This window comes from Bacillus sp. FSL K6-3312 (assembly GCF_038007485.1).
In the GTDB taxonomy this organism is placed as follows: Bacteria; Bacillota; Bacilli; order Bacillales; family Bacillaceae; genus Bacillus; species Bacillus pumilus.
Genome location: NZ_JBBOXI010000001.1, coordinates 2,909,764 through 2,932,406, shown reverse-complemented (window position 1 = coordinate 2,932,406; position 22,643 = coordinate 2,909,764). Strand labels below are relative to the sequence as shown.

Annotated in this window: 21 protein-coding genes and 1 other annotated feature; of the genes, 14 read left to right on the top strand and 7 right to left on the bottom strand. The window is 41.4% G+C overall.

Annotation, left to right across the window (positions count from 1 at the left end; genetic code table 11):
• Positions 1-19: 19 nt before the first annotated feature.
• Complete coding sequence (locus MHI11_RS15275; protein WP_044142165.1) at positions 20-721, bottom strand: coiled-coil domain-containing protein; 702 nt, start codon at positions 719-721, stop codon at positions 20-22.
• Between the two features lie 87 nt (positions 722-808).
• Positions 809-1,612, bottom strand: a complete 804-nt coding sequence (locus MHI11_RS15270; RefSeq protein WP_003217570.1) for a PAS domain-containing protein — start codon at positions 1,610-1,612, stop codon at positions 809-811.
• 425 nt (positions 1,613-2,037) lie between these two features.
• Here MHI11_RS15270 and MHI11_RS15265 point away from each other — a divergent pair, with 425 nt between their 5' ends.
• From MHI11_RS15265 to MHI11_RS15240, 6 genes are all read left to right on the top strand, one after another.
• A complete protein-coding gene (locus MHI11_RS15265; protein WP_223250657.1) occupies positions 2,038-2,367 on the top strand; it encodes a DUF4257 domain-containing protein in 330 nt (109 codons plus the stop codon).
• Between the two features lie 103 nt (positions 2,368-2,470).
• Positions 2,471-2,692, top strand: a binding site (T-box leader).
• 97 nt (positions 2,693-2,789) lie between these two features.
• On the top strand, positions 2,790-5,204 hold the full coding sequence (gene leuS / locus MHI11_RS15260; RefSeq protein WP_065098645.1) for a leucine--tRNA ligase: 2,415 nt from the start codon (positions 2,790-2,792) through the stop codon (positions 5,202-5,204).
• 130 nt (positions 5,205-5,334) lie between these two features.
• The gene (locus tag MHI11_RS15255) at positions 5,335-6,237 is read left to right on the top strand and encodes a dienelactone hydrolase family protein (protein WP_111911352.1); all 903 of its coding nucleotides are present in this window, start codon (positions 5,335-5,337) and stop codon (positions 6,235-6,237) included.
• Positions 6,238-6,283: 46 nt separating this feature from the next.
• On the top strand, positions 6,284-7,036 hold the full coding sequence (locus MHI11_RS15250; protein ID WP_340961435.1) for an NAD-dependent epimerase/dehydratase family protein: 753 nt from the start codon (positions 6,284-6,286) through the stop codon (positions 7,034-7,036).
• A gap of 219 nt (positions 7,037-7,255) precedes the next feature.
• Complete coding sequence (locus MHI11_RS15245; RefSeq protein ID WP_087976618.1) at positions 7,256-8,116, top strand: carbohydrate ABC transporter permease; 861 nt, start codon at positions 7,256-7,258, stop codon at positions 8,114-8,116.
• A 25-nt stretch (positions 8,117-8,141) separates the two neighbouring features.
• Positions 8,142-9,641 (top strand): extracellular solute-binding protein, encoded by a 1,500-nt coding sequence (locus MHI11_RS15240; RefSeq protein ID WP_106065794.1) that lies wholly within the window; start codon positions 8,142-8,144, stop codon positions 9,639-9,641.
• Positions 9,642-9,686: 45 nt separating this feature from the next.
• Here the strand turns inward: MHI11_RS15240 and MHI11_RS15235 are convergent, their stop codons facing one another.
• Positions 9,687-10,526, bottom strand: coding sequence for an aldo/keto reductase (locus tag MHI11_RS15235; RefSeq protein ID WP_340961433.1), 840 nt, complete (start codon positions 10,524-10,526; stop codon positions 9,687-9,689).
• 12 nt (positions 10,527-10,538) lie between these two features.
• On the bottom strand, positions 10,539-11,726 hold the full coding sequence (locus MHI11_RS15230; RefSeq protein WP_340961431.1) for an MFS transporter: 1,188 nt from the start codon (positions 11,724-11,726) through the stop codon (positions 10,539-10,541).
• Between the two features lie 155 nt (positions 11,727-11,881).
• Here MHI11_RS15230 and MHI11_RS15225 point away from each other — a divergent pair, with 155 nt between their 5' ends.
• Positions 11,882-12,253, top strand: a complete 372-nt coding sequence (locus MHI11_RS15225; protein WP_340961429.1) for a winged helix-turn-helix transcriptional regulator — start codon at positions 11,882-11,884, stop codon at positions 12,251-12,253.
• A 40-nt stretch (positions 12,254-12,293) separates the two neighbouring features.
• On the opposite strand, the gene MHI11_RS15220 is transcribed toward MHI11_RS15225, so the two are convergent.
• Entirely contained in the window at positions 12,294-14,594 is a 2,301-nt protein-coding gene (locus MHI11_RS15220) for a helix-turn-helix domain-containing protein (RefSeq protein ID WP_340961427.1), read from the bottom strand.
• Positions 14,595-14,825: 231 nt separating this feature from the next.
• Between MHI11_RS15220 and MHI11_RS15215 the strand changes: the two genes are divergently transcribed.
• The 7 genes from MHI11_RS15215 (at position 14,826) to MHI11_RS15185 (ending at position 20,108) form a co-directional block, all read left to right on the top strand.
• Positions 14,826-15,791 carry an ABC transporter permease gene (locus MHI11_RS15215; RefSeq protein WP_065098637.1) on the top strand — a complete coding sequence of 322 codons (966 nt, stop codon included), beginning with the start codon at positions 14,826-14,828 and terminating at the stop codon, positions 15,789-15,791.
• An 18-nt stretch (positions 15,792-15,809) separates the two neighbouring features.
• The gene (locus MHI11_RS15210) at positions 15,810-16,922 is read left to right on the top strand and encodes a glycoside hydrolase family 88/105 protein (protein ID WP_340961425.1); all 1,113 of its coding nucleotides are present in this window, start codon (positions 15,810-15,812) and stop codon (positions 16,920-16,922) included.
• Positions 16,919-17,443 carry a lipoprotein YteS gene (locus MHI11_RS15205; protein WP_340961423.1) on the top strand — a complete coding sequence of 175 codons (525 nt, stop codon included), beginning with the start codon at positions 16,919-16,921 and terminating at the stop codon, positions 17,441-17,443. The genes MHI11_RS15210 and MHI11_RS15205 overlap by 4 nt, the downstream gene beginning before the upstream one ends.
• A 17-nt stretch (positions 17,444-17,460) precedes the next feature.
• Positions 17,461-18,753 (top strand): Gfo/Idh/MocA family protein, encoded by a 1,293-nt coding sequence (locus tag MHI11_RS15200; protein WP_044142179.1) that lies wholly within the window; start codon positions 17,461-17,463, stop codon positions 18,751-18,753.
• A gap of 21 nt (positions 18,754-18,774) precedes the next feature.
• Positions 18,775-19,458, top strand: a complete 684-nt coding sequence (locus tag MHI11_RS15195) for a YesL family protein (protein ID WP_044142180.1) — start codon at positions 18,775-18,777, stop codon at positions 19,456-19,458.
• 54 nt (positions 19,459-19,512) lie between these two features.
• A complete protein-coding gene (locus tag MHI11_RS15190; protein ID WP_340961420.1) occupies positions 19,513-19,824 on the top strand; it encodes a rhodanese-like domain-containing protein in 312 nt (103 codons plus the stop codon).
• A gap of 101 nt (positions 19,825-19,925) precedes the next feature.
• On the top strand, positions 19,926-20,108 hold the full coding sequence (locus tag MHI11_RS15185) for a sporulation protein Cse60 (protein ID WP_003217582.1): 183 nt from the start codon (positions 19,926-19,928) through the stop codon (positions 20,106-20,108).
• A gap of 45 nt (positions 20,109-20,153) precedes the next feature.
• Here MHI11_RS15185 and MHI11_RS15180 read toward each other — a convergent pair whose 3' ends face one another.
• Together MHI11_RS15180 and opuD are read right to left on the bottom strand one after the other, a co-directional pair.
• Complete coding sequence (locus tag MHI11_RS15180; protein ID WP_044142183.1) at positions 20,154-20,678, bottom strand: CbrC family protein; 525 nt, start codon at positions 20,676-20,678, stop codon at positions 20,154-20,156.
• Positions 20,679-21,018: 340 nt separating this feature from the next.
• Positions 21,019-22,551, bottom strand: coding sequence for a glycine betaine transporter OpuD (opuD, locus tag MHI11_RS15175; RefSeq protein ID WP_106065787.1), 1,533 nt, complete (start codon positions 22,549-22,551; stop codon positions 21,019-21,021).
• Positions 22,552-22,643: the final 92 nt, after the last annotated feature.

The window sequence follows — 22,643 nt, the reverse complement described above, 5'->3', positions numbered from 1 at the left end:
TTTTTCGTGACAAAAATGGCTATTGCTTAGGTGCCCGGTACCCTGCACGCTCTGCTTCTTCTACGGAGCAAAACATTTTGGTTACATTTTTGGTTCTAGAGTAGTATCTGCTGCTCGGTGTGTGATAAATACCGTTGACACTTCCTTTAATGTTACAGGCTGCAGATTCTTTTTTTGTTTCCTTCTGTGATTCATGACCGCCTGTACTTTTTCCTTCATCTTTAGGAGCGGAGCGCTGAACGGTAGAAGACTCCGTATCGCTGCTGTTTTTCTTGTTCTCTTTTTTAAGTGTTTCGTTGCTTGAGGCAAGCTTGTCTATTTTCTCTTCAAGCGCTTGAATAGTCTTTTCTTGCTTTTTGACTGTTTCTTTTTCTGAGGTGATGGTTTCTAGCTTTTTCGCTAGTTTTTCTTTATCCTTTGTTGCGTCCTCTAAAGAAGCGGTAAGTTCCTCTTTATCAGCTTTTAAGCGCGTTATGTCAGATGTGAGCTGCTTTTGATCCTTTAACAGCTGTTCTGAAGATGGATCTGCTTGTGCCTTCGGTGCATCTGTGGCAGCAAACGGTAATGACATAATGGAAAAGATGAGACCCAAGATCAAGAAAGGATAAAATAGTTTCTTTGAAAAGATCTGCGCATTCTGGTGTTTGAGTAATAAGAAATTGACGGCATATCCTATGGCAAAACAAACACATAAAAGACCTATGATGAGTAACATCATCATCTAGTAGCCCCCCCTACATCTTTCATTACACCTATCATACCTCATTTTTCCATTTTTAGGGGGCGTTTCAACTAGAAAAACCCTGTTTTACACAGGGTTTTCAGCTAATGGTAATCCTTTGATTGCTTCCTTAACCGTCAAATAAGTGATTGTATCCTGAAAATCTGTATCCAAGTCTTTCATTTTCATTGCAAGCTGCGGTTTGATCCCTGTGATGATCAGTTCGGTTCCGGTTAGATTAAGAAGACGATGCAGCTTGAAAATGCGTGCTGCAACGGAATCATCGACATCGATTAAACCAGAAAGATCGACAATTAAATAATCATCCTTTGAATCATCTAATATACAAGTTAACTTCGCGACAATGGCATCAAAGCGTTCTTCAGATAGTTTTCCAATGAGTGGCAGAGCAGATACACCATTTTTGATTGGGACGATTGGCGTCGAAAGAGAGGTGACTTCCTGTAAGGAATCTTCTAGGAGCTGTTCATATTCTTTCTGTTTCGTAATATCCTTTTGAAAGCCAATGAAAAATGTTTTATCATCTTGTTCAATGTATAGAGGATCTATATTGAGTTCATTCCAAAAAAAAGTACCGTCTTTTTTATAATTTTTTAGCTGTGTGGTAATAGGTGTTTTATTCTGTATTCCATGACGTATTAAATCGAGCTGCTTTTGATCTGTGTCTTTCCCTTGAAGGAATCGACAATTACGCCCAAGAATTTCATCTGGTTTGTATCCAGTCATGTGTGTAAAGCCATGATTCACATAAACGATAGGGTTATCCTCTAAAGAAGGGTCTGTAATGACAACACCGATCCGCGCATGATCTAGCGCTTTTTTTATGAGTTCAAGCTGTTTTTGTAAGCCGAAGATGTTCGAGCTGACCATATTACCCTCCTTTGTTGCTGCTATCAGACATATCAAATGGTTGTCTTTTCAACCAAAGGTATTCCTTACTAACGTAACATAACATATGTTCTGTTTCAACGATTGCAATGGCTTTGTTAAATTTGTCATCATAGTTTGTCCTCCATTAGAATATAGTAAGTAAGGAGACTTTTCTTTAGAAAAAGAAGGAATCAATTGCTCATAATTCATAAAATGACAAAAATAGTTAATATGGATTATGTAAAAATGATTCCATTGCATCAAGATTGTTTTGGGTCATTCACATATAATGGAAGAAACAAGCTTTTTTTCTTCGTTAGAGAGAATAGACCTTTTACATGGATTATGACGGAACAGCAGAATGGCATTACAGGGGGCTGGACAGCCTGAAGTCGCTTTACTATTCTAAGGGCTTTAGGAAGGTGATGAAAATGCTGCAACAAGTCATTATTGCTTGCGCCATTGGAGGGGTCATGGGCATTCTCGGTCACGTAAAGAAAAAAGGCAGGCTAGAGAAGCCCAGAATGACAAAAAAGTTTATTTATTTAGGGTTTATTGAAGATTGGCTCGTTGGGATGATTGCCGCTACACTGCTTGTCTTATCCTCAAATCCCGATTCTAGTCTGCACTTGGTCATCTTATCAATTATTTCAGGTTACGGAGGAGAAGCAGTTCTGCGAAGCTTTGATTTTGTAAGAGAACAGCATTCACAGAATGCAGACTCCAACCGTCATAACCGATCTCCACACGAATAATATCCTCTAGTTTACCCTGATCTAGGGTACATTCCCATTGTATACAAACCTGCTTGCACTTATGATCATAATTCTATAAAATACTACTTAGATGACGGTTACGATAAGAACAGTGAAGAGGAGTAGTAGGAAAGCAGTATTTGTCTTTAGAGAATTGACGGCTGGTGAAAGTCAATCAAATCTGCTTCTGAACTCGCCTCAGAGTTGCAGTTGCGTTAAAGCTTCTGTCGCATGTCTGCGTTAAAGATATTAAGTGAGCGTACAAACAGAAAGTTACGCTAACAAGGGTGGTACCGCGGGAACCAAAAAATCTCTCGTCCCTTTCCAGGGATGAGGGTTTTTTGTTGATTTTAGAAAAATCTGAATTCTTGCAGTGGTCATCTGAGCAGATACAGCCGTACATATTAAAGGAGGTTTTCACATTGAGTTTTCAGCATCGGGAAATTGAAAAGAAGTGGCAGGATTATTGGCTGACACATAAAACATTCGCCACATCTGACTCGGAAGATAAACCAAAGTTCTATGCACTTGATATGTTTCCATACCCATCAGGAGCAGGACTTCATGTCGGGCACCCTGAGGGCTACACAGCAACGGATATTTTATCACGCATGAAACGTATGCAGGGATATGATGTTCTTCATCCAATGGGATGGGACGCATTTGGTCTTCCAGCAGAACAGTATGCACTAGATACAGGGAACGATCCGGCGGTCTTTACAGAAGAGAACATCAATAACTTCCGCCGCCAAATTCAATCACTAGGGTTCTCATATGATTGGGATCGAGAAATCAACACGACTGATCCAAATTATTATAAATGGACACAATGGATTTTCTTGAAATTGTACGAAAAGGGATTGGCGTATATCGATGAAGTACCAGTGAACTGGTGCCCAGCGCTTGGCACAGTCCTTGCAAATGAAGAAGTCATTGATGGAAAAAGTGAACGCGGAGGGCATCCGGTTGAAAGACGTCCGATGAAGCAATGGATGCTAAAGATTACGGCATATGCGGACAGGCTGTTAGAAGATTTAGAAGACATTGATTGGCCTGAAAGCATTAAAGATATGCAGCGTAACTGGATCGGACGTTCAGAAGGTGCACATGTTCATTTCGAAGTAGAAGGACATGATGAACAGTTTACTGTATTTACAACGCGTCCTGATACATTATTTGGTGCAACCTATGCGGTACTTGCACCAGAACATGCACTTGTTGAAAAAATCACAACAGCTGCTCAAAAAGAAGCAGTCGAAGCATATATGAAAGAAATTCAATCTAAGAGCGACTTAGAGCGGACAGATCTTGCAAAAACGAAGACGGGTATTTTCACAGGCGCTTATGCCATCAATCCATTAAATGGTGAAAAGATGCCGATCTGGATTGCAGATTACGTGCTGGCTACTTATGGAACAGGCGCGATTATGGCGGTACCTGCCCATGATGAGCGTGACTATGAATTTGCCAAAACATTTGATCTGCCAATCAAGGCAGTTGTCGAAGGCGGAGACATTGAAAAAGAAGCTTACACAGGTGATGGAAAACACATTAACTCTGATTTCCTCGATGGATTAGGAAAAGAAGAAGCGATTGAAAAAGTCATTGCATGGCTGGAAGAACATCAAAAAGGCGAAAAGAAAGTCACTTATCGTTTAAGAGACTGGCTATTTAGCCGCCAGCGTTATTGGGGTGAGCCAATTCCAATTATTCATTGGGAGGACGGAACTTCTTCAGCTGTTTCTGAGGAAGAGCTTCCACTCATTTTGCCTAAGACGACTGAGATTAAGCCAAGTGGTACAGGTGAATCACCTTTAGCCAATATTAAAGATTGGGTTGAGGTTGTCGATCCTGTTACAGGTAAAAAAGGACGCCGTGAAACCAATACAATGCCGCAATGGGCAGGCAGCTGCTGGTATTTCTTACGTTATATTGACCCGCATAACTCAGAAGAGCTTGCATCTCCTGAGAAGCTAAAGAAATGGCTTCCTGTTGATGTATATATCGGCGGAGCAGAACATGCTGTACTTCATCTTCTATATGCGCGCTTCTGGCATAAGTTCTTGTATGATATCGGTGTTGTTCCGACAAAAGAACCTTTCATGAAATTGTTCAACCAAGGAATGATTCTTGGGGAAAATAATGAAAAAATGAGTAAATCAAAAGGAAATGTTGTCAATCCAGATGATATCGTAGAATCTCATGGTGCGGATACATTACGACTTTATGAAATGTTCATGGGACCTTTAGATGCATCAATCGCTTGGTCTGAAACAGGACTTGATGGCGCTCGCCGTTTCCTTGATCGTGTATGGCGTCTATTCACAAATGAAGATGGCACAATCAGTGATAAAGTAACGGAGCAAACTGGAGGCGCATTAGAACGAAGCTATCATGAAACCGTGATGAAGGTAACAGACCATTATGAAGGCCTGCGCTTCAATACAGGGATCTCACAATTAATGGTGTTTATCAATGATGCCTACAAGGCTGATACACTACCGAAAGAATATGCAGAAGGCTTTGTGAAACTACTTTCTCCAATTGCACCGCATGTAGCGGAAGAGCTTTGGAATAAACTTGGTCATGAAGGGTCTATTTCTTATGAAGCATGGCCGCAATATGACGAGTCAAAGCTTGTTGACGATGAAGTAGAAATTGTCGTACAATTGAATGGGAAAGTGAAAGCAAAATTAACCGTTCCTGCTGATGCAACAAAAGAACAGTTAGAAGAGCTAGCCAAAAATGATGCACGTGTAAAAGAACAGCTTGAAGGGAAAACCATTCGCAAAGTGATTGCGGTTCCTGGGAAGCTTGTCAATATTGTTGCGAATTAGTGATGACACCCATCGGTATGAACCGGTGGGTGTTCCTTATTTCCCGGGACATAATTTTGTCGAAAACAAGGTGATTGCACGATCGATCTCGTATGTTAACAGATGATCAACAAAAGGAGGAGTGACGTCAATGGAAAAGGAAAGCAAACGTGAACAACTGCTCAGTCTGTTAGGAGAAATGCCAGAACGCCATCGCGTGGAGGCATATACGTTAAAGATCGAGGATCGTGAATCGTACGTAGTCGAAACACTCATTCTTTCAATCCATGGTGTGGAGGAAGTGCCCGCTTATTTTGTGAAGCCAAAGGATACGGTGAAAAAAAGACCCGTTGTGCTCTTTCAGCACTCTCATGGTGGGAACTACGTCGATGGGAAGGAAGAGCTCATCAAGGGTGCTCATTATTTGCAAGAGCCTTCATATGCGAAAGAGTTCACCTCAAAAGGCTATAGTGTCCTGGCTATTGATCATGCAGGATTTGGTGAGAGAAGAGGAAGAACCGAAAGTGAAATTTTTAAGGAAATGCTTTTAACAGGGAAAGTGATGTGGGGCATGATGCTGTATGAAAGCATGTGTGCAATTGATTATGTGCTGTCTCGACCTGATGTGCTGCCGGACCGGTTAGCTGTTTTTGGAATGTCAATGGGCGGGCTTCTTTCCTGGTGGACGGCTGCGCTTGATGAGAGGGTCAGTGTGTGTATTGATCTTTGTGCACAGGTCGATCACCACACATTAATTGAAACGAACAATTTAGACAGGCATGGCTTTTATTACTATGTACCAAGCTTAGCAAAGCACTTTACGGCAGCTGATATTCAAGCAATGATTTTTCCAAGGCCGCATTTAAGCTTAGTTGGAAAACTTGATCCACTCACGCCTGCTGAAGGCGTCGCACGCATTCAAAAGGGATTGAGCCAAACTTATCAAGCGGCTTCATTGAAAGAACGGTATCAGCTTGTTGGTCTTCATGCAGGTCATTTTGAAACAGCCGCTATGCGTCACGAGGCCACTCGATTCTTAAAAAAATGGCTGTAATCTATAAAGGCTTGGACATACTACGTCATTAGAAAGGAGGAGACACATGAAGAAGATCACGATCATTGGCGGGTGCGGTGTGATCGGCCGTATTTTAACAAAAACGCTCTCTTCTGAGTATGAGATCACCATTATTGATCAAGCGAGCTGTGTAAAAGGAGTTATTATTGCAGATGCAACGAATGAACAGGAATTATATGAGGCGATTCCGCGAGATACAGATGTCATCATACACCTTTTAAACATGGAGATGACGCATGATGTGATGAATCATGAGGAGTTTGAAAAAATGAATGATATTTTTTGGAGGAGCTCTTATTCTATGTTTCGATCAGCTACAAGTCTCGGCATACGAAAAGTCATTTTTGCAAGCAGCAATCACGTGACTGATCGTTATGAAAAAGATGGACGCTCCTTACTAGGGAGACATATTACAACAAACGATGTACCTGCGACTAAAAATGTCTATGGCATTTTAAAATTTGCTTCTGAACAGCTAGGCCGTTTGTTCCACGATCAAACGGGAATGTCTGTTATCAATTTACGGATTGGAACGGTTGTGACAGATGAGATGGAGGCATTACACGAGAAAGAACGGACGAAACGAACACTTCTTTCACATGAAGATCTAGCAGGGATGATAAAGGCAGCGATTGATACGGCCGTTCCCTTTGGGACATATTATGCCGTATCAGAAAACGAAGAAAAGCCTTGGTCTACGGAAAACACGAAGCAGGAGTTAGGCTACAGACCTGATGTGAATACGACGGAAATCCTTGAAGAAAATGATCGGGCGTAGGGCATAATCATGTCATTAGCTGATGATCTTATTCTTTTGTTTCATGAGCATAAAAGCACGACAGACAGGATCGACCTAGTTGGACTGTCAAGATGATTATAGACGCTTTCTTCCCCCATTTGTTACATTTTAATCACGATATCGTCACAGGCTGCAGCTTATTTTCGGATAAAATGATAACGCTTTCAAAGAAAGGGTGTGATGAACATAGATCGTTCTATTAAAGGCCGATTGTTCAACTTATTTAATTACTCTTTTCTACTCATGTTCGCATTAATATGTGTGCTTCCGTTCATCCATGTCATTGCAGCCTCTTTTGCTACAGTAGAAGAGGTCATCACGAAGAAGTTTATCTTGTTCCCGACCACGTTTTCTTTAGAGGCCTATCGGTATATTTTCTCTACGGATATTGTGTACCGCAGCCTTATCGTGTCCATTCTTGTGACACTCGTTGGAACAGCTGTCAGCATGTTTTTGTCCTCACTCATGGCATATGGGCTGTCTCGTCAGGAGTTAAAAGGCCGGAGAACATTGATGTTTCTCGTTGTCTTTACGATGCTATTTAGCGGAGGCATGATTCCGACGTTTATTGTGGTGAAAACACTTGGTCTACTTGATACCTATTGGTCACTTATTCTACCGGTTGCGATCAATGCGTTCAATTTGATCATCTTGAAAAACTTCTTTCAAAACATTCCGGCAAGCCTTGAGGAATCAGCGAAGATGGATGGCTGTAACGATTTAGGGATTTTCTTTAAAATTGTGCTACCACTTTCTTTGCCAGCTATTGCGACCATTTCACTTTTTTATGCCGTGACGTATTGGAATACGTACATGACCGCGATCCTGTATTTAAATGATTCAGTGAAATGGCCGATTCAGGTACTTCTAAGGCAGATTGTCATTGTTTCGAGCGGAATGCAAGGGGATATGTCGGATATGGGATCATCCACACCACCACCAGACCAAACGATTAAAATGGCTGTCATTGTGGTAGCCACCATTCCCGTTCTGCTTGTCTATCCATTTATTCAAAAGCATTTCAACAAAGGGGCATTACTAGGTTCTGTAAAAGGTTAAAAAGAAGGAACAACGGAGGGATCTTATGGGGAGAAAGAAATTATGGTTGATTGCGTTTGTCCTGTTATTTGCAGCAAGCGGTATTCTATCCGCATGTTCAAGCAAAGGAACAAGTTCATCAGATGAAAAGGTTGATTTAGACAAAAAAGTGAAGCTGACATGGATGGCCATTTTGTATCATCAGCAGCCGCCGAAAGATTCGGTTTTAAAAGAGATTGAGAAGCTCACAAATACAGAACTTGATATTACGTGGGTGCCAGATGCTGTGAAGGAAGACCGGTTAAATTCTGCACTTGCCGCCGGGAATTTGCCGCAGATCGTGACGATTCAAGACATTAAGAATTCGTCTGCTATTAATGCGTTCAGATCAGGTATGTTCTGGGAAGTCGGTCCGTATTTAAAGGATTATCCAAATTTAAGTAAGATGAACGAACTGATTAATAAAAACGCCTCTATAGACGGTAAGCTTTATGGCATTTATAGAGAGAGACCACTTTCAAGACAAGGAATTGTCATTCGAAAGGATTGGCTTGAAAATTTAAATTTGGATACACCAAAAACCTTAGATGATCTTTATGAGGTAGCGAAAGCCTTTACTGAAAAAGATCCGAATCAAAACGGAAAAGCGGATACAATTGGCTTTACGGATCGGAACGATTTGATTTATGGCGCATTTAAAACACTTGGTTCATATGAGGGAATGCCAACAGACTGGAAAGAAGAAAACGGCAAATTCACGCCAGACTTTATGACAGATGAGTACATGAATACGATGAATTACATGAAAAAACTGCGTGATAATGGCTATATCAACAAAGACTTCCCTGTGACAAGCAAAACACAGCAGCAGGAATTATTCTCACAAGGAAAAGCAGGAATCTATGTTGGAAATATGGTTGATGCTGTGAACTTGAGAGATGACGCGACAGATAAAAACATGAAAGTCGATATCTTGAACCGAATCAAAGGTCCAGATGGCAAAGAACGGGTGTGGGCATCAGGTGGTCATAATGGCATCTTCGCATTCCCTAAAACAAGCGTGAAATCAGAGGCAGAATTAAAGCGAATTTTGGCCTTCTTTGATCGCATTGCAGAAGAAGATGTCTATGGTCTCATGACGTACGGTATAGATGGTGAGCATTATAAGAAAGAAGAAGGGAATACATTTGTCAGGGAAGAAAGCCAAGTGAAAAGCTGGCAGACAGATGTACAGCCGCTTGTCAGTCTAGTAGGCATTGATAAACGTTACTTGAAAAATAAAGGGGATGCAGTTCGTACAAAATATGAAGAGCTAGAAGAAGACAATCAAAAGATCATCGTCGCCAACCCTGCTGAAAGCCTGTATTCAGAAACAGCCTCAGAACGAGGAAATGAATTGAAAAAAATCATCGATGATGCGACCTATAAGTTCATTCTTGGAGACATCAGTGAAGATCAATTTAAGAAAGATGTAGAGAAGTGGAAATCAAATGGTGGCAATAAAATCATAGAAGAATATGAAGCTTCCTTTAAAAAATCAAAATGATCAACATCAACACCCCCGCACAGTTAAAGAGCGGGGGTGTTTTTATTAAAAATCAAAGTTGTCTGGGTCTGGACCGATACGTTTGTTTTCATTTAAGTCAGATAGACGTTTCATATCCTCATCAGATAAGACAAAATCAAATATATCTGCATTTTCTTTTAAACGATGCGCTTTCGTTGATTTTGGAATGGTAATGACGCCTTTTTGCACATCCCAGCGCAAAATAATTTGAGCAGGTGTTTTGCCGTATGTGTCCGAGAGTTCTTTGATCACCGGATGATGAAGCAGTTCCCCCTGCATTAGCGGTGACCAAGCTTCCATTTGAATACCATGTGTGTTCAAATACGTATAGAGTGCTTCCTGTGTCAGTTTTGGGTGAAACTCGACTTGATTGATGGCTGGTATGATGTCTGCATCTTTTAATAGTTCGTCTAGATGATGCGACTGGAAGTTGCTCACACCAATGACTCTAACCTTTCCTTCACGATACAAGGTTTCCAGCGCACGCCAAGCGTCTTTATATTTTCCTTCAACCGGCCAATGGATTAAATATAGATCCAAGTAGTCAAGCTGAAGTTTTTTCAAGCTTTCCTCATATGCTTGTAGAGTGGATTCATATCCTAAATCGGCATTCCACACTTTTGATGTCACAAAGAGGTCTTCGCGGCGCAGTCCTGTTTCTGCAAGACCAAGTTGTATGCCTCGTCCAACCCCTTCCTCATTGCCATAAATAGCTGCTGTATCAATACTGCGATATCCTATTTGAATGGCTGTTTTGACGGCGTCTATTAATTCTGCACCATCTTCAACCTTGAATACACCGAGACCAAATCCTGGCATGTGGACCCCATTGTTTAATGCTTTTGTACTTTGTAAATGATTCATATTGAACACTCCTTAGATGGTTTGATTTTGTTCTTGTTGTTCCATTCGAAAACTAATCATCGTGAGAATCGCTGCGATGAGGACCATGATACCGCCGACCCAGCCTGTATGCACAAGCCCAAGAGTATCTGTCACGATGCCTCCTAAAAATGAGCCGATGGCGATACCAGCATTAAAGGCAGCAATATTCATAGCGGAAGCGACGTCGACTGCTCCTGGTGTGTATCTTTCTGCAAAATCAACGACAGCTACTTGAAGCCCTGGTACATTCATGAAAGCAAACAGTCCCATCAGCATGACGGTTGCGATGCCTAGCACCGTAAATCCAGCAGTCAAGCTAAGGATAAACAAAATGATGCTTTGAATGATAAACATGTAAATCAGTGCTTTCATTGGCTGCTCATTAGCAGCCTTTCCGCCAATGACATTTCCAGCTGCGATCGTGATCCCGTATAAAAGCAAGATCAATGCCACCGCCCCAGGCGCAAGACCTGTCACATGCTGTAAGAGAGGGGATAAATACGTAAAGACGACAAAGGTTCCTCCATATCCTGTTGCTGTAATGACAAATAGAAGCAAGATTCTTTTTGTTTTTAATAAGACCGCTTGATCCTTAAATGATGTTTTCACGCCTTGCTTTAATTGAGATGGAACAAGAAAATAGTTAGATATTAGTGCAATCAGACCAATAATGACAATCACACCGAATGATGTCCGCCACCCGAGCTCATGGCCAAGAAATGTCCCGAATGGCACGCCCGTCACAGTAGCAACTGTTAATCCAGTGAACATGAAGGCAATCGCACTTGCCCGTTTTTCTTTCACTACAAGGCTTGCAGCAATCGTAGAGCCAATGGACATAAAGATTCCATGGGACAAGGCTGAAATGATCCGTCCGATTAAAAGTACTGAAAAGGTCGGAGCCATCGTGGCAAGTGTATTTCCAATCAAAAAGACGAGCATAATGAGCAAAAGCAATGTTTTTCTTTTCATCGTTGAAGTCAGAGAAGTCAAAATAGGCGCGCCGAATGTCACACCAAGTGCATATAAAGAGACGGTCCAGCCCGCCTGGCTGACGCTCACTCCAAAGTCCTCCGAAATCATTGGCAAAAGACCGACATTAATAAATTCAGTGGTTCCTATAGCAAAAGCACTAATAGCTAGTGCGAGAAGGGCAAAGTGGTTTTGTTTTTTCTTCATGAATCAGTTCACATCCTTCTGTGATGACATTTTGATAGACGAAGCCGATCGGCAAGAGTTATTATCTAACATAGATAACGAAAAAAAAAGTACGTACTTTTTTGTAATATAGGTACTAAAAAGTGCCTGTTCGTATAAAGAGGAGTGAGGATTTAATGGAAAAGAAAAAATATAATATCTCCGTGGAAGCGACCCTTGAGGTCATTGGCGGAAAGTGGAAGTGCGTGATTTTATGTCATTTAACAGATGGGAAAAAACGTACAAGTGAATTGAAGCGACTCATGCCAAACATCACACAAAAAATGCTCACGCAACAGCTGAGAGAGCTTGAAAGTGATGGGGTGATTAACCGGATTGTGTATGAGCAAGTGCCGCCTAAAGTGGAATATGAATTAAGTGAATACGGTCAGTCGCTTGAAAGAATTCTCAATGCGCTATGTGATTGGGGAGCAGCTCATATTGAACGTGTGTACGGAGAGCCGCTTTCAGTGCTAGAAGACAGCATTTTAAATGAACAATTTAAATAAAAAAGTCCCGCTTCCTCCTATGAGAGCGGGACTTTTTGTCTTATATGCCTTTTTTCTGGTCACGGTATTTGCCAGGGGTCGTGCCTTCTAGTTTTTTGAAGGAACGGATGAAGTTTTGCGGGTTTTTATATTTCAGTTTTTCCGAAATTTCTTTGACGGACATATCGGTCTCCACGAGCCAGTTTTTGGCGACATGGTGTCTGTAGGATGAGAGATATTCACTGAAGGAAATATCCATTTCCTTTCTAAAAATACTGCTTAAATAATTTGGGTTGTAATGCAGGCGTGTGGAAATTTCATCCAATGTGAGATCTGAGTCGAATTCTTGATGAATGATATGGATGATCTTTTCTGAGATGTTTTTGTATTGTGATTCCTCGCGTGCACCTAGCTGGTCAATAATCGGCCGAATGATCTCATGTTTCAGCCATGCTTCGGTATCTTCAAACGTTTTAAATTCAAAAATCGTATCATACAGCATTTTATTGTCTTCGACCTCAAATAATTCAATGCCAAGCAAATGCATCAGCTCAATCAAATTGTTTAAAAAACGGGCGAGGGCGATATGGTACTCGTGCGGTCCTGCATTTTTAGAGAAAATGGATTGCAGGAGCACATGTAAATAGTGATCTGCCTTGCCTTGATCACCTGCTTTCATCGCATCAAATAAATCATGCTGCAGCTGCTTTGGAAAATGGGTTTTAAACGTTTTTCCTTGCTGGATCTGTTCATATAAGATAATGGACTTTTTCTCTGCTTTGAGTCTGTATTTTAAGGCCTCTTTTCCTTCAATGTAAGCCTGTTTTGCCATCGTGAGCTCCTGAAACTGGCGGCTGATTCCGATGCTGATCGATAAACCAAGCTGTTCCTCGATACGCAGCTGAATCGTTTCCGCTAATTGGTTTAAATATTCAGTAAACTCTTCATCTGACTTTGAGTGATTTAGGATAATCGTCGTTTGATGCTGATTGACAACTGTTGGCTGAAGGTGCTCCTCTTGCGGAATAATCTGCTCAATCAGTCCATTGATCGCAAATAAAAGTAAGTCAGCATCCTTTTTTTCATAAGGTGTTCCTTTTAGCGTATCAATTTGGGTCACAAACATGGATAAGTGAGACCAGTCCTGAGGGAATCCTAAACTTTGGAACCGGTTGTTAATCTCTTCTTCTGTCAATTTTCCGAGTAATAGCCGCACCATAAAGTATTGCTGGAGGTGCGTGACTTGCTGCTCAATACGTTCCTCTAAATCATTGTTTTGATCCTTCATTTGTTTAATACTCGATTCAATCAACTCAAATTCATTTTGAAAAGGCTGCTTTTGCAAAAAGGATTCATTGCGTGCAAAGGACTCATATAACAAGCGGATTGGTTTATAAAAATGTCTGGACCCAAACCATGAAAATAGTAATGAAAGCGCTAACAAAATAAAGCAAATAATAAAGGTGATCCACCCAATTGATTTCGTTTGTGCCTTGAGTTCTGGTATGGAAACAAAGGATAGGTACGTCCATTCGTTATAGTCTGATTTTTGAAACGTAATTTGATAGTTTAGTTCCTCGATCTTCATGTTAAATTGACCTGATCGCTCTTCACGTGATAGGACATGCTTGACGAACTCTTGATTTTTCAAGGATTCACCAATTTGTTCTTTGCGGTTATGTAGCAGCACTTTTCCGTTAGTATCAATGACAAACATACTGTCAGATTGAGAGAAGTCCGGCATATTGTCAGCAATCATGCAGCTCGGAATGCTGGCGACAGCGATCCCTTTTTTCTGGACACTGTTCATAGGGAGTTGTTTGATTAAGTTCACATTGTATTTGCAAAAGGAGGCCTTTCCTTCTTTTGTCGCAACAAGTGGATTATTCTCTTCAAGTGCCCAGCTGGAATGACTCGGAATATTGAGGTAAGAGGTGAGCGCTTTCTCTTGGTCTCCACTTGTGACATGATAAAGCCCTGAATTGTTCATGTACCAGTCTTCCATTTTACTGACGAGCGTAATATTGGAAAGATCGGTGTCAAAGGTTTGCAGGTAGTTCAGTTCCTGCTGTACTTGATTATAAAGCTGGAATTGGTCTGGATTTAAAGGTTCTGCCAGTGTTTGAAGGAGAGGCGGCGAACTGACATAGTGAGTGAGAGAATGATCAACTGTCTTTAAAATATGCTCAATATTGGATTGCGTTTGTTTAACGCTGTCCAGCTTTTCATTTGAGATATTTTCGAGTGCTGTTTTTTGTGAATGCTGATAAGAAAAAATACCGACAATGATGACAGGAATCGTACTAAGCATGAAAAAAAACGTGACGAGCTTGTAATAAAATTTATATTGCCTTCTTTTCATAAAACCCCCCATTTCAAACGGAACAATCTTTTCCTCTTTATTTATTAATCCAAAAATCTGGTAGGTTTGTCAATAATCATTTTCTGAGATTAGGATCATTTTCTCATGTTTTATGTAACGTTTTGAGTAGCTTCCCCTAAGTAAATATGATCTGATGATATGATTGTAGACGGATTTTTCATCCTTAAGATACAGTTAACACATGCATCAGCATGAGGGGAGGCTTTATCTATGAAAACAGAGGATGTCATTGCCAAGGGTATGCCTGCGGCAGCTTTGAAAAAAGAAAGAAGAAAGCGCTTACTTAATCAAATGCTTAGTCAAAAGTTTTTGTATGTCATGATTTTGCCAGGGCTCATTTATTTTCTTGTCTTTAAATATGTGCCGATGTGGGGGCTGATCATTGCCTTTCAAGATTATCAGCCGTTTCTCGGTATTCTTGGCAGTGAGTGGGTTGGCTTCAAACACTTTATTCGATTGTTTACAGAACCAACATTTTTCATCTTATTAAAAAATACACTGATTTTATTTGCCATGAATGTTGTGATTTTCTTTCCAATTCCAATCTTATTGGCCTTGCTTTTAAACGAGGTCAGATTGGCCTTGTTTAAGAAATTTGTGCAGACGATGATATACATTCCTCACTTCATGTCATGGGTGATTGTCGTGTCCTTATCCTTTGTTTTGTTAACAGTAGATGGCGGGTTAATCAATGAATTGATTGCTTTCTTTGGAGGGGAAAAGATTAACTTCCTTCTTAGTCAGGAATGGTTTAGGCCAATGTACATTTTACAAGTGATTTGGCGGGAAGCAGGTTGGTCGACAATCATTTACCTTGCGGCGATTACAGCGGTAGATCCGCAGCTATATGAAGCAGCGAAAATGGATGGAGCCGGCAGGCTGAGACAAATGTGGCACATCACTCTCCCTGCCATTAAAAGTGTGATTGTCGTTCTGCTTATTTTAAAAATTGGTGACACATTAGAGCTTGGCTTTGAGCATGTCTACTTATTACTCAATGCAACGAACCGGGAAGTAGCAGAAATCTTTGATACGTACGTTTATACAGCTGGTCTTAAGCAAGGGCAATTCAGCTATAGTACCGCTGTTGGTCTATTTAAAGCAGCCGTTGGACTCATTTTGGTTATGCTGGCGAATCGTTTAGCGAAGAAATTTGGGGAAGAAGGTATTTACTAAAAAGGGAGATGAAAAAGAATGACATTATCGACTAAAAAGGGATCACCACTTGAGCATGCAGAGAAATTAGCACAAACAATTATGAAAGCGCATACACCAATCGAGCTGCCTCCAGCTGGAAGATGGCATTATCATCAAGGCGTTTTTCTTTGCGGTGTGATGAAGCTATATGAGTCAACGGGGAACGAGACGTATTTCAATTATGTGAAAAGCTACGCAGATTCGCTCATTGATGAGTATGGAAACCTGTTATTCCGGAGAGATGAGCTTGATGCGATGCAAGCAGGGCTCATTTTATTCCCTCTTTATGAACGAACAGGAGAGAAGCGGTATGTGCTGGCAGCAGAGAAGCTCCGCGGGCTTTATCGCACATTGAATCGCACATCTGAGGGCGGATTTTGGCATAAAGACAATTATGCTTATCAAATGTGGCTGGATGGTCTCTACATGGGCGGACCTTTTGCCTTAAAGTATGCAAAGCTGAAAGGTGAAGAGGAACTGGTGGATATGGTGATCCAGCAAGAGCATCTCATGAGAAAACATACAAAAGATGAAAAAACAGGTCTGTATTATCACGCGTGGGACGAACGAAAAGTGATGCCATGGGCTGATCAAAAGACAGGCTGTTCTCCCGAGTTTTGGGCAAGGTCATTTGGCTGGTATGTCCTTGCATTAGCAGATATGATCGAGGATCTGCCAGAGCAGCATGAGGGGCGAAAGGTGTGGAAGGAAACGCTGACAGACATGCTGGAAAGTGTAGCTAGGTACCAGGATCAAGACACAGGTCTCTGGCATCAAATCATTGATAAAGGTACTCATAGCGACAACTGGCTTGAAAGCTCTGGATCGTGTTTATTCATGTACGCCATGGCAAAAGCAATGAACGAAGGGTATGTCAGCCTTCGCTACGCTGATCATGTGGTGAAAGCATATCAAGGCTTAATTCAGCATAAGACGGCTGAGACAGAAAACGGTGATTTTACCATCAATGATATATGTATCGGAACATCTGCTGGATTTTATGATTACTACGTCGGTAGAGAGAGAAGTACAAATGACTTGCACGGGGCAGGCGCTTTTATTATGGCGTTAACTGAGCTAGAGAAGCTGCCTGTTTTTCAAAAGGCATGAAGAGGCAAAAAAGGGCTGCGGCATGGCTCCTCAGCTTCATCGCTGCCTTTTGTTTGTCAGCCTGTCATGGGAAAACAAACGGTATCGATGTTCTGATTTTTTCTGACATGTCAAAGGGGATGAAGGATCAATTAGTCGAGAAGGCTTTTCAAACGGACCAAGAAACGTATAGCGTCCACATCTTTCCCGCGATTCCTGAAAAACTTCTTGTTGAAATTACCGCAAAAGAGGGGGATATCATGCTTGTCCCGGAAGAAATGTTTCGAACGTATGATGATCCTGAAAGCTTTCAGTTACTTGAAGAAATGGGCATTGATGATCAAGCGGCAGGGCCATATACGGTCGAGAACCAAAAGACAGGGAAAACGGTTGATTATGCGGTTCAAGTTAGTAAAGGCACGAAAAAGCTAAACGGCTATACCTTTCGATTACATCGAGATATGGTCGCTTTTATTCCCATGTATGCAGACAAGTCCAAAGAGGCGCTGTCTCTCATGAAACAGCTTCGTGAAAATCGATAGAAAAAGGGGTGGGGCCTGTGAAACGGATTGTGGTTTGCGGACTCAGTCATCGTGCGTTCAATATGTTTATTAAACCACTCACAGAGGATTTCAATGAGTATTACAGGATTACAGGGCTTTTAGATATAGATCATCATCGGTATACACTTTGTCAGGAGCGTTTTCCATCACTGCGGGGCGTCTCGTTTTTTCATGAAGAGGCATTTGATCAAATGGTGAAGGAAGCAAAGCCAGATATCGTCATTGTGGCAGGCAGGGATGACACACATGTCACCTATATTTTGAAAGCACTTGACCATGATCTCGATGTCATCACTGAAAAGCCGATGGTCACAACAGCAAAAGACGCCAAAAAAGTAATGGAAAAAGAAAAGGAAAGTAAAGGAAAGGTCACAGTCACTTTCAATTATCGCTACAATCCATTTCATCGAAAGATCAAAGAACTCATTTTAGAAGGAAAGATTGGAAGGGTCACATCTGTTGAACTGAGCTGGCTCATTGATACGTATCATGGCGCTAGTTATTTCAAAAGGTGGAACCGAACGCGGCAATTCTCTGGCGGACTATCCATTCATAAATCGACGCATCATTTTGATTTGGTCAATTGGTGGATCAATCAAAAGCCGAAGCAAGTATTTGCCTATGGGGCGCTGAACTATTACGGAGATAAAAGTCCTTGGAATCCTTTGCAGGGGGAAGAAAACAGGTATTGCGGAACATGTCATGTGAAGGATACATGTCATTATGAAGCAAGGTGGAATCCGAGGGTAGTACGCTCAAAGGTCGAGGACGATCATATCGAATCCGGTCAGGAGCAAACGCAGCAATACGCCAATTATCGCCCAGACGCCTGTATTTTTGATGAGGAAATTGACATTGAGGATACATATGTGGCATCAGTGGCATATGACCAAGGGGCTCTCTTCAGCTATTCGATTCAATTCTCAGCGCCTTACGAAGGATATCGGCTTGCCATAAATGGGACGAAGGGGCGCATTGAAACAAATGAGTTTCATGTGCCATCAAGAATTCCTTTTCAATTCCAAGAACAGACGATTTCTTATTATCCGATGTTTGGAGCAAAAGAGACGATTGAAGTTGTGAAGCAGCCTGGGGGACATGGCGGCGGAGATCCTTTGCTTTTGGCCGATTTATTTATCGGTAAAGATCCTTTAATTCACTATGACATATCAGCAGGGGCAGAGGCTGGTGCTTATTCAATTGCACTTGGGGAAGGCATGTGGCGGTCTGTTGCAGAGAAACGCCCAATTGACATAGAAGAGTTGCTTCATAAAGAGACGGTGTCATAAGAAAGAGAGGAGGGGAAAGAGATGGTTCATGATGGTTCAATGAGCAGAATGCTTCGAATGTGTGAGTGGGTGATGCGCCTCGCCTATACGAATTTGCTATGGCTGCTGTTCACTATGCTGGGGCTTGGGATCTTTGGATTGATGCCTGCGACCACTGCGTTATTTTCGGTGATGAGAAAGTGGATACAAGGGCATGAGCAAGTTAGCGTTTTCCGGACTTTTTGGAAGGTGTACCGTGAGGAGTTTGTACGCTCTAACTTGATTGGATTGGCGCTATTGATCATAGGAACGATTATATATGTAGACCTTGCGTATATTTATCCAACGAGCTGGTTTTTGCATGTGCTTCGTTTTGCCATTTATATCTTTGGATTTCTTTTTGTTGTGAGCTTGTTTTATATTTTTCCGCTGCTGGCTCATTATGATTGGAAAAAACGTCTCTATCTGAAATTCTCTCTTTTGCTTGGTATCTCATATTTGCAATATACACTCTGTATGCTCGTTTTCTCGGCTCTGCTGTTTGTTCTCTTTGCTTATTTGCCGGGAATCGTGCCGTTCTTTAGTGTGAGCATACTCGCCTATGGCCATATGTGGCTGGCCTATCAAGTATTCAAAAAAGTAGAGTTTGAAAGTGAGCAGCAGACAGCCGAAGTAAAGAAACGCCTGCCGTCTTTCCTGCAATCGAAGCGGGTGAATACACAGTGATGGGTTTCATTTGCTATAATGGTGTCACCGTGATTAAAAGGAGAGATGAGCACCGTGTCAGTAAAAGAAATCTCAATAGAAGAATTAAAACAAAAGCTAGAGCGAGAAGAAGCCATTCAGCTTGTTGATGTGCGTGAGGACGAGGAAGTAGCAGAAGGAATGATTCCAGAAGCTGTCCACATCCGAATGGGAGATATTCCTGAGAAACTGGATGCATTCGATCAAACGCAGGAGTATTATATTATTTGCCGCTCTGGTAAACGTAGTGAAAATGTCTGCTATTTCCTAGAAGACCAAGGCTATCAAGCGACCAATGTCGTTGGCGGAATGCTTGCTTGGACAGGAGAAACAAAACCGAAGCTGTAAGCAGAAGTCCTTTCATCTCATAGATGAAAGGCTTTTTTTGTTCATATGCCCGCCCTCATGTGCATAAAGATAGAGTAGCGAGAGAAGGGAGAGTGGCATATGTGCTAAAGGTAGCTGTATTTGATGAAGAGCACGAAAAAGATTTGCAGAGCGAAATCAATCTTTTTTTAAAAGGAATGGATGACGACCAAATCATTGACATCAAGTACAATGTAGCGGTGATCTGTGAGCAAGGAGGAGAACAGCTCTACTGTTTTTCTGCACTCATTTTATATAAAAAATAGACGGTATTAAAAAAAGGACCTGTTTGAAGGGTCCTTTTACTTTGTTTAACTGGCGTCAATATATAAACGATGCTTGTTGCAGTGAACACATTGAAAGAGATAGCCTTGCAGATCCCCGCCGTTGACAAGCCATTGCTTTAGGTTCTCTTTCGTTAATCCGCCGCCGCTGCAAATGTCTTCGATATCTTCTGTGAGCTCTTCCTCTAAATGTTCTATCTCTTTCCATCCGACATACTGGACGATCGCACAAAAATCTCCGCAATGGCTTAACCAATATTCCTGCTGCCAGCCGCGATAACCTGGTGTTCTATAGATCAGTTCATCTATATATTCCTCTTGCTCAACGTCATCACAGCTTGCATCGTCTTGAAAGATGCCATCGTATTTTTTAGCGGCTGAACCATCTTTAATGCACCAAGGGCAAATTCCTTTCACATCTTCAACAGAATAAAATGGACCATGATACACATATTCTCTTTCTTTTTCACAAACAGGACATGTCGTAGGCTCTTTTTTGATCACGTTTAACGAAACTGGATCTGGGTTGTACTTGAATGTAGGCAGCGTCATATAAACCTCCATTATGTAGAAATGATTTCATCATTATTTTACAGGAGTCCTCCTGCTTGCAACAATCTTAAATTGTATATATAGATAGAAAAAAGCCGTTCTTATGAGGAACGGCTTTTCAGCGTGTAGACAAACCCTCGCATTCGGTGTCAGTCCTGCGTGCTGGTGCTCACGAATGTCAAATTCGCTCCGCTCCAGTACTCGTCCTTCCTAGACTTCAAAGGTTTTCTATCACGCTGAGCTGAAAAAGAAGACAAAGGGCTAAAATAAAGATCATTTTAGCCCTTTGTCAACAATCTGAAAAGCCGTTCTTATGAGGAACGGCTTTTTTCGCTTGAGATTATGCTTTTTTTACTCTTGGACTTCGTGGTTTACTGACTTTATTGGCTTGCTTGATGGCTCTTCGTTCATCATTCAATGACTTATACAGTGAGATAATCATCAAAATAATGACAACGGAGAATGGCAAGGCTGCGAGCTTGGCTGTATTTTGCAGGGCTTCAAGTCCCCCTGAAAATAAAAGTACGGCAGCAACAGAAGATTGGATGATACCCCAGCTAACTTTGACACTGCCAGAAGGGTTCAATGATCCATAGGTTGTCTGCATTCCAAGCACAAATGTAGCTGAATCAGCCGATGTAATAAAGAATATAGCGATTAAAATAAGTGCTAGAATCGATGTGATCATCGCCAGCGGATATTCATTTAGTACACCGAAGAGCATTGTTTCTGTTGATAGACCCGCAACATCGACAATATTCTTTTGCTGTAAATCCATCGCAGATACACCGAAAATCGAGAACCATAGGAATACTAGGATAGAAGGAGCCACTAAGACACCTACTAAAAATTCTCGAATCGTTCGTCCGCGTGACACCCTTGCGATAAAGATACCGACAAATGGTGCCCAAGAAATCCACCATGCCCAATAAAAGATTGTCCATCCATTAATCCATTCTCTCTTCTCAGGATCATTTGGAGATAGACGGAAGCTCATTTGAACGATGTTGGATAAGTATTGCCCAATTGAGTCAGTAAATGAATTTAAGATAAAAACAGTTGGACCTACCAAAAGTAAGAAAAACATCAGAACAGCTGCTAATACCATGTTGATATTACTTAAATATTTAATGCCTTTTCCAATCCCGCTTAGAGCAGATGCAAGGAAAAGCACCGTCACAATCATGATAATGATCAATTGTGTGCTAAAAGCATTCGGAATTTGAAACAGGTAATTCAATCCACCGTTTATTTGTGCCGCGCCTAATCCTAGGCTTGTCGCAACACCAACTACAGTTGCAAATACCGCAATACAATCGATGGTTTTTCCGATCCATCCATTCGTTTTATTTCCTAAAACCGGCTGCAACGTTGCACTGATTAAGCCAGGTGCATCTTTTCTGAATTTAAAGTAAGCAATACAAAGTGCAACAATGGCATAAATAGCCCATGCATGAAGCCCCCAATGGAAAAAAGTATATCGAAGGGAATCTCGGAATGCCTGCGCCGTTTCAGTATCACCTGTTGGTGACTGGATAGCATAGTGGCTGATTGGTTCAGCTGCTCCGTAAAAAACAAGACCAATTCCCATACCGGCACTAAATAGCATCGCAAACCAAGAAAATAAGCCGAATTCAGGCTCTTCCCCAGGTTTTCCTAGCGTAATCTTACCGATCGGGCTAAAGATAAAGAATAGACAAAAGCCGACGAGTAGTGACACCACTAACAAGTAATACCAGCCAAAGTCATTTGTAATGTATGTTTGGATTTGATCTGTGACATTTTGCAGTGTTTCTGGAGAAAAAGCTCCCCATATGACGGCAACAAATGTGATCGCAATCACAATCCAAAATACACTTGATACGTTTTTCACACCATCTCACTCTCCTGTTGTTCTACACGTTTAAGCAGAGGATTTACTTAATATCCCCTAACTCAACTAATTTCAAACAAAAAGAGGCGAGC

What these genes read in the sequence shown, in the direction of transcription:
- MHI11_RS15275 (WP_044142165.1), bottom strand. Translation starts at nt 721, where the DNA reads ATGATGATGTTACTCATCATAGGTCTTTTATGTGTTTGTTTTGCCATA.
- MHI11_RS15270 (WP_003217570.1), bottom strand. Translation starts at nt 1,612, where the DNA reads ATGGTCAGCTCGAACATCTTCGGCTTACAAAAACAGCTTGAACTCATA.
- MHI11_RS15265 (WP_223250657.1), top strand. Translation starts at nt 2,038, where the DNA reads ATGAAAATGCTGCAACAAGTCATTATTGCTTGCGCCATTGGAGGGGTC.
- MHI11_RS15255 (WP_111911352.1), top strand. Translation starts at nt 5,335, where the DNA reads ATGGAAAAGGAAAGCAAACGTGAACAACTGCTCAGTCTGTTAGGAGAA.
- MHI11_RS15250 (WP_340961435.1), top strand. Translation starts at nt 6,284, where the DNA reads ATGAAGAAGATCACGATCATTGGCGGGTGCGGTGTGATCGGCCGTATT.
- MHI11_RS15240 (WP_106065794.1), top strand. Translation starts at nt 8,142, where the DNA reads ATGGGGAGAAAGAAATTATGGTTGATTGCGTTTGTCCTGTTATTTGCA.
- MHI11_RS15235 (WP_340961433.1), bottom strand. Translation starts at nt 10,526, where the DNA reads ATGAATCATTTACAAAGTACAAAAGCATTAAACAATGGGGTCCACATG.
- MHI11_RS15230 (WP_340961431.1), bottom strand. Translation starts at nt 11,726, where the DNA reads ATGAAGAAAAAACAAAACCACTTTGCCCTTCTCGCACTAGCTATTAGT.
- MHI11_RS15225 (WP_340961429.1), top strand. Translation starts at nt 11,882, where the DNA reads ATGGAAAAGAAAAAATATAATATCTCCGTGGAAGCGACCCTTGAGGTC.
- MHI11_RS15220 (WP_340961427.1), bottom strand. Translation starts at nt 14,594, where the DNA reads ATGAAAAGAAGGCAATATAAATTTTATTACAAGCTCGTCACGTTTTTT.
- MHI11_RS15215 (WP_065098637.1), top strand. Translation starts at nt 14,826, where the DNA reads ATGAAAACAGAGGATGTCATTGCCAAGGGTATGCCTGCGGCAGCTTTG.
- MHI11_RS15210 (WP_340961425.1), top strand. Translation starts at nt 15,810, where the DNA reads ATGACATTATCGACTAAAAAGGGATCACCACTTGAGCATGCAGAGAAA.
- MHI11_RS15205 (WP_340961423.1), top strand. Translation starts at nt 16,919, where the DNA reads ATGAAGAGGCAAAAAAGGGCTGCGGCATGGCTCCTCAGCTTCATCGCT.
- MHI11_RS15195 (WP_044142180.1), top strand. Translation starts at nt 18,775, where the DNA reads ATGGTTCATGATGGTTCAATGAGCAGAATGCTTCGAATGTGTGAGTGG.
- MHI11_RS15180 (WP_044142183.1), bottom strand. Translation starts at nt 20,678, where the DNA reads ATGACGCTGCCTACATTCAAGTACAACCCAGATCCAGTTTCGTTAAAC.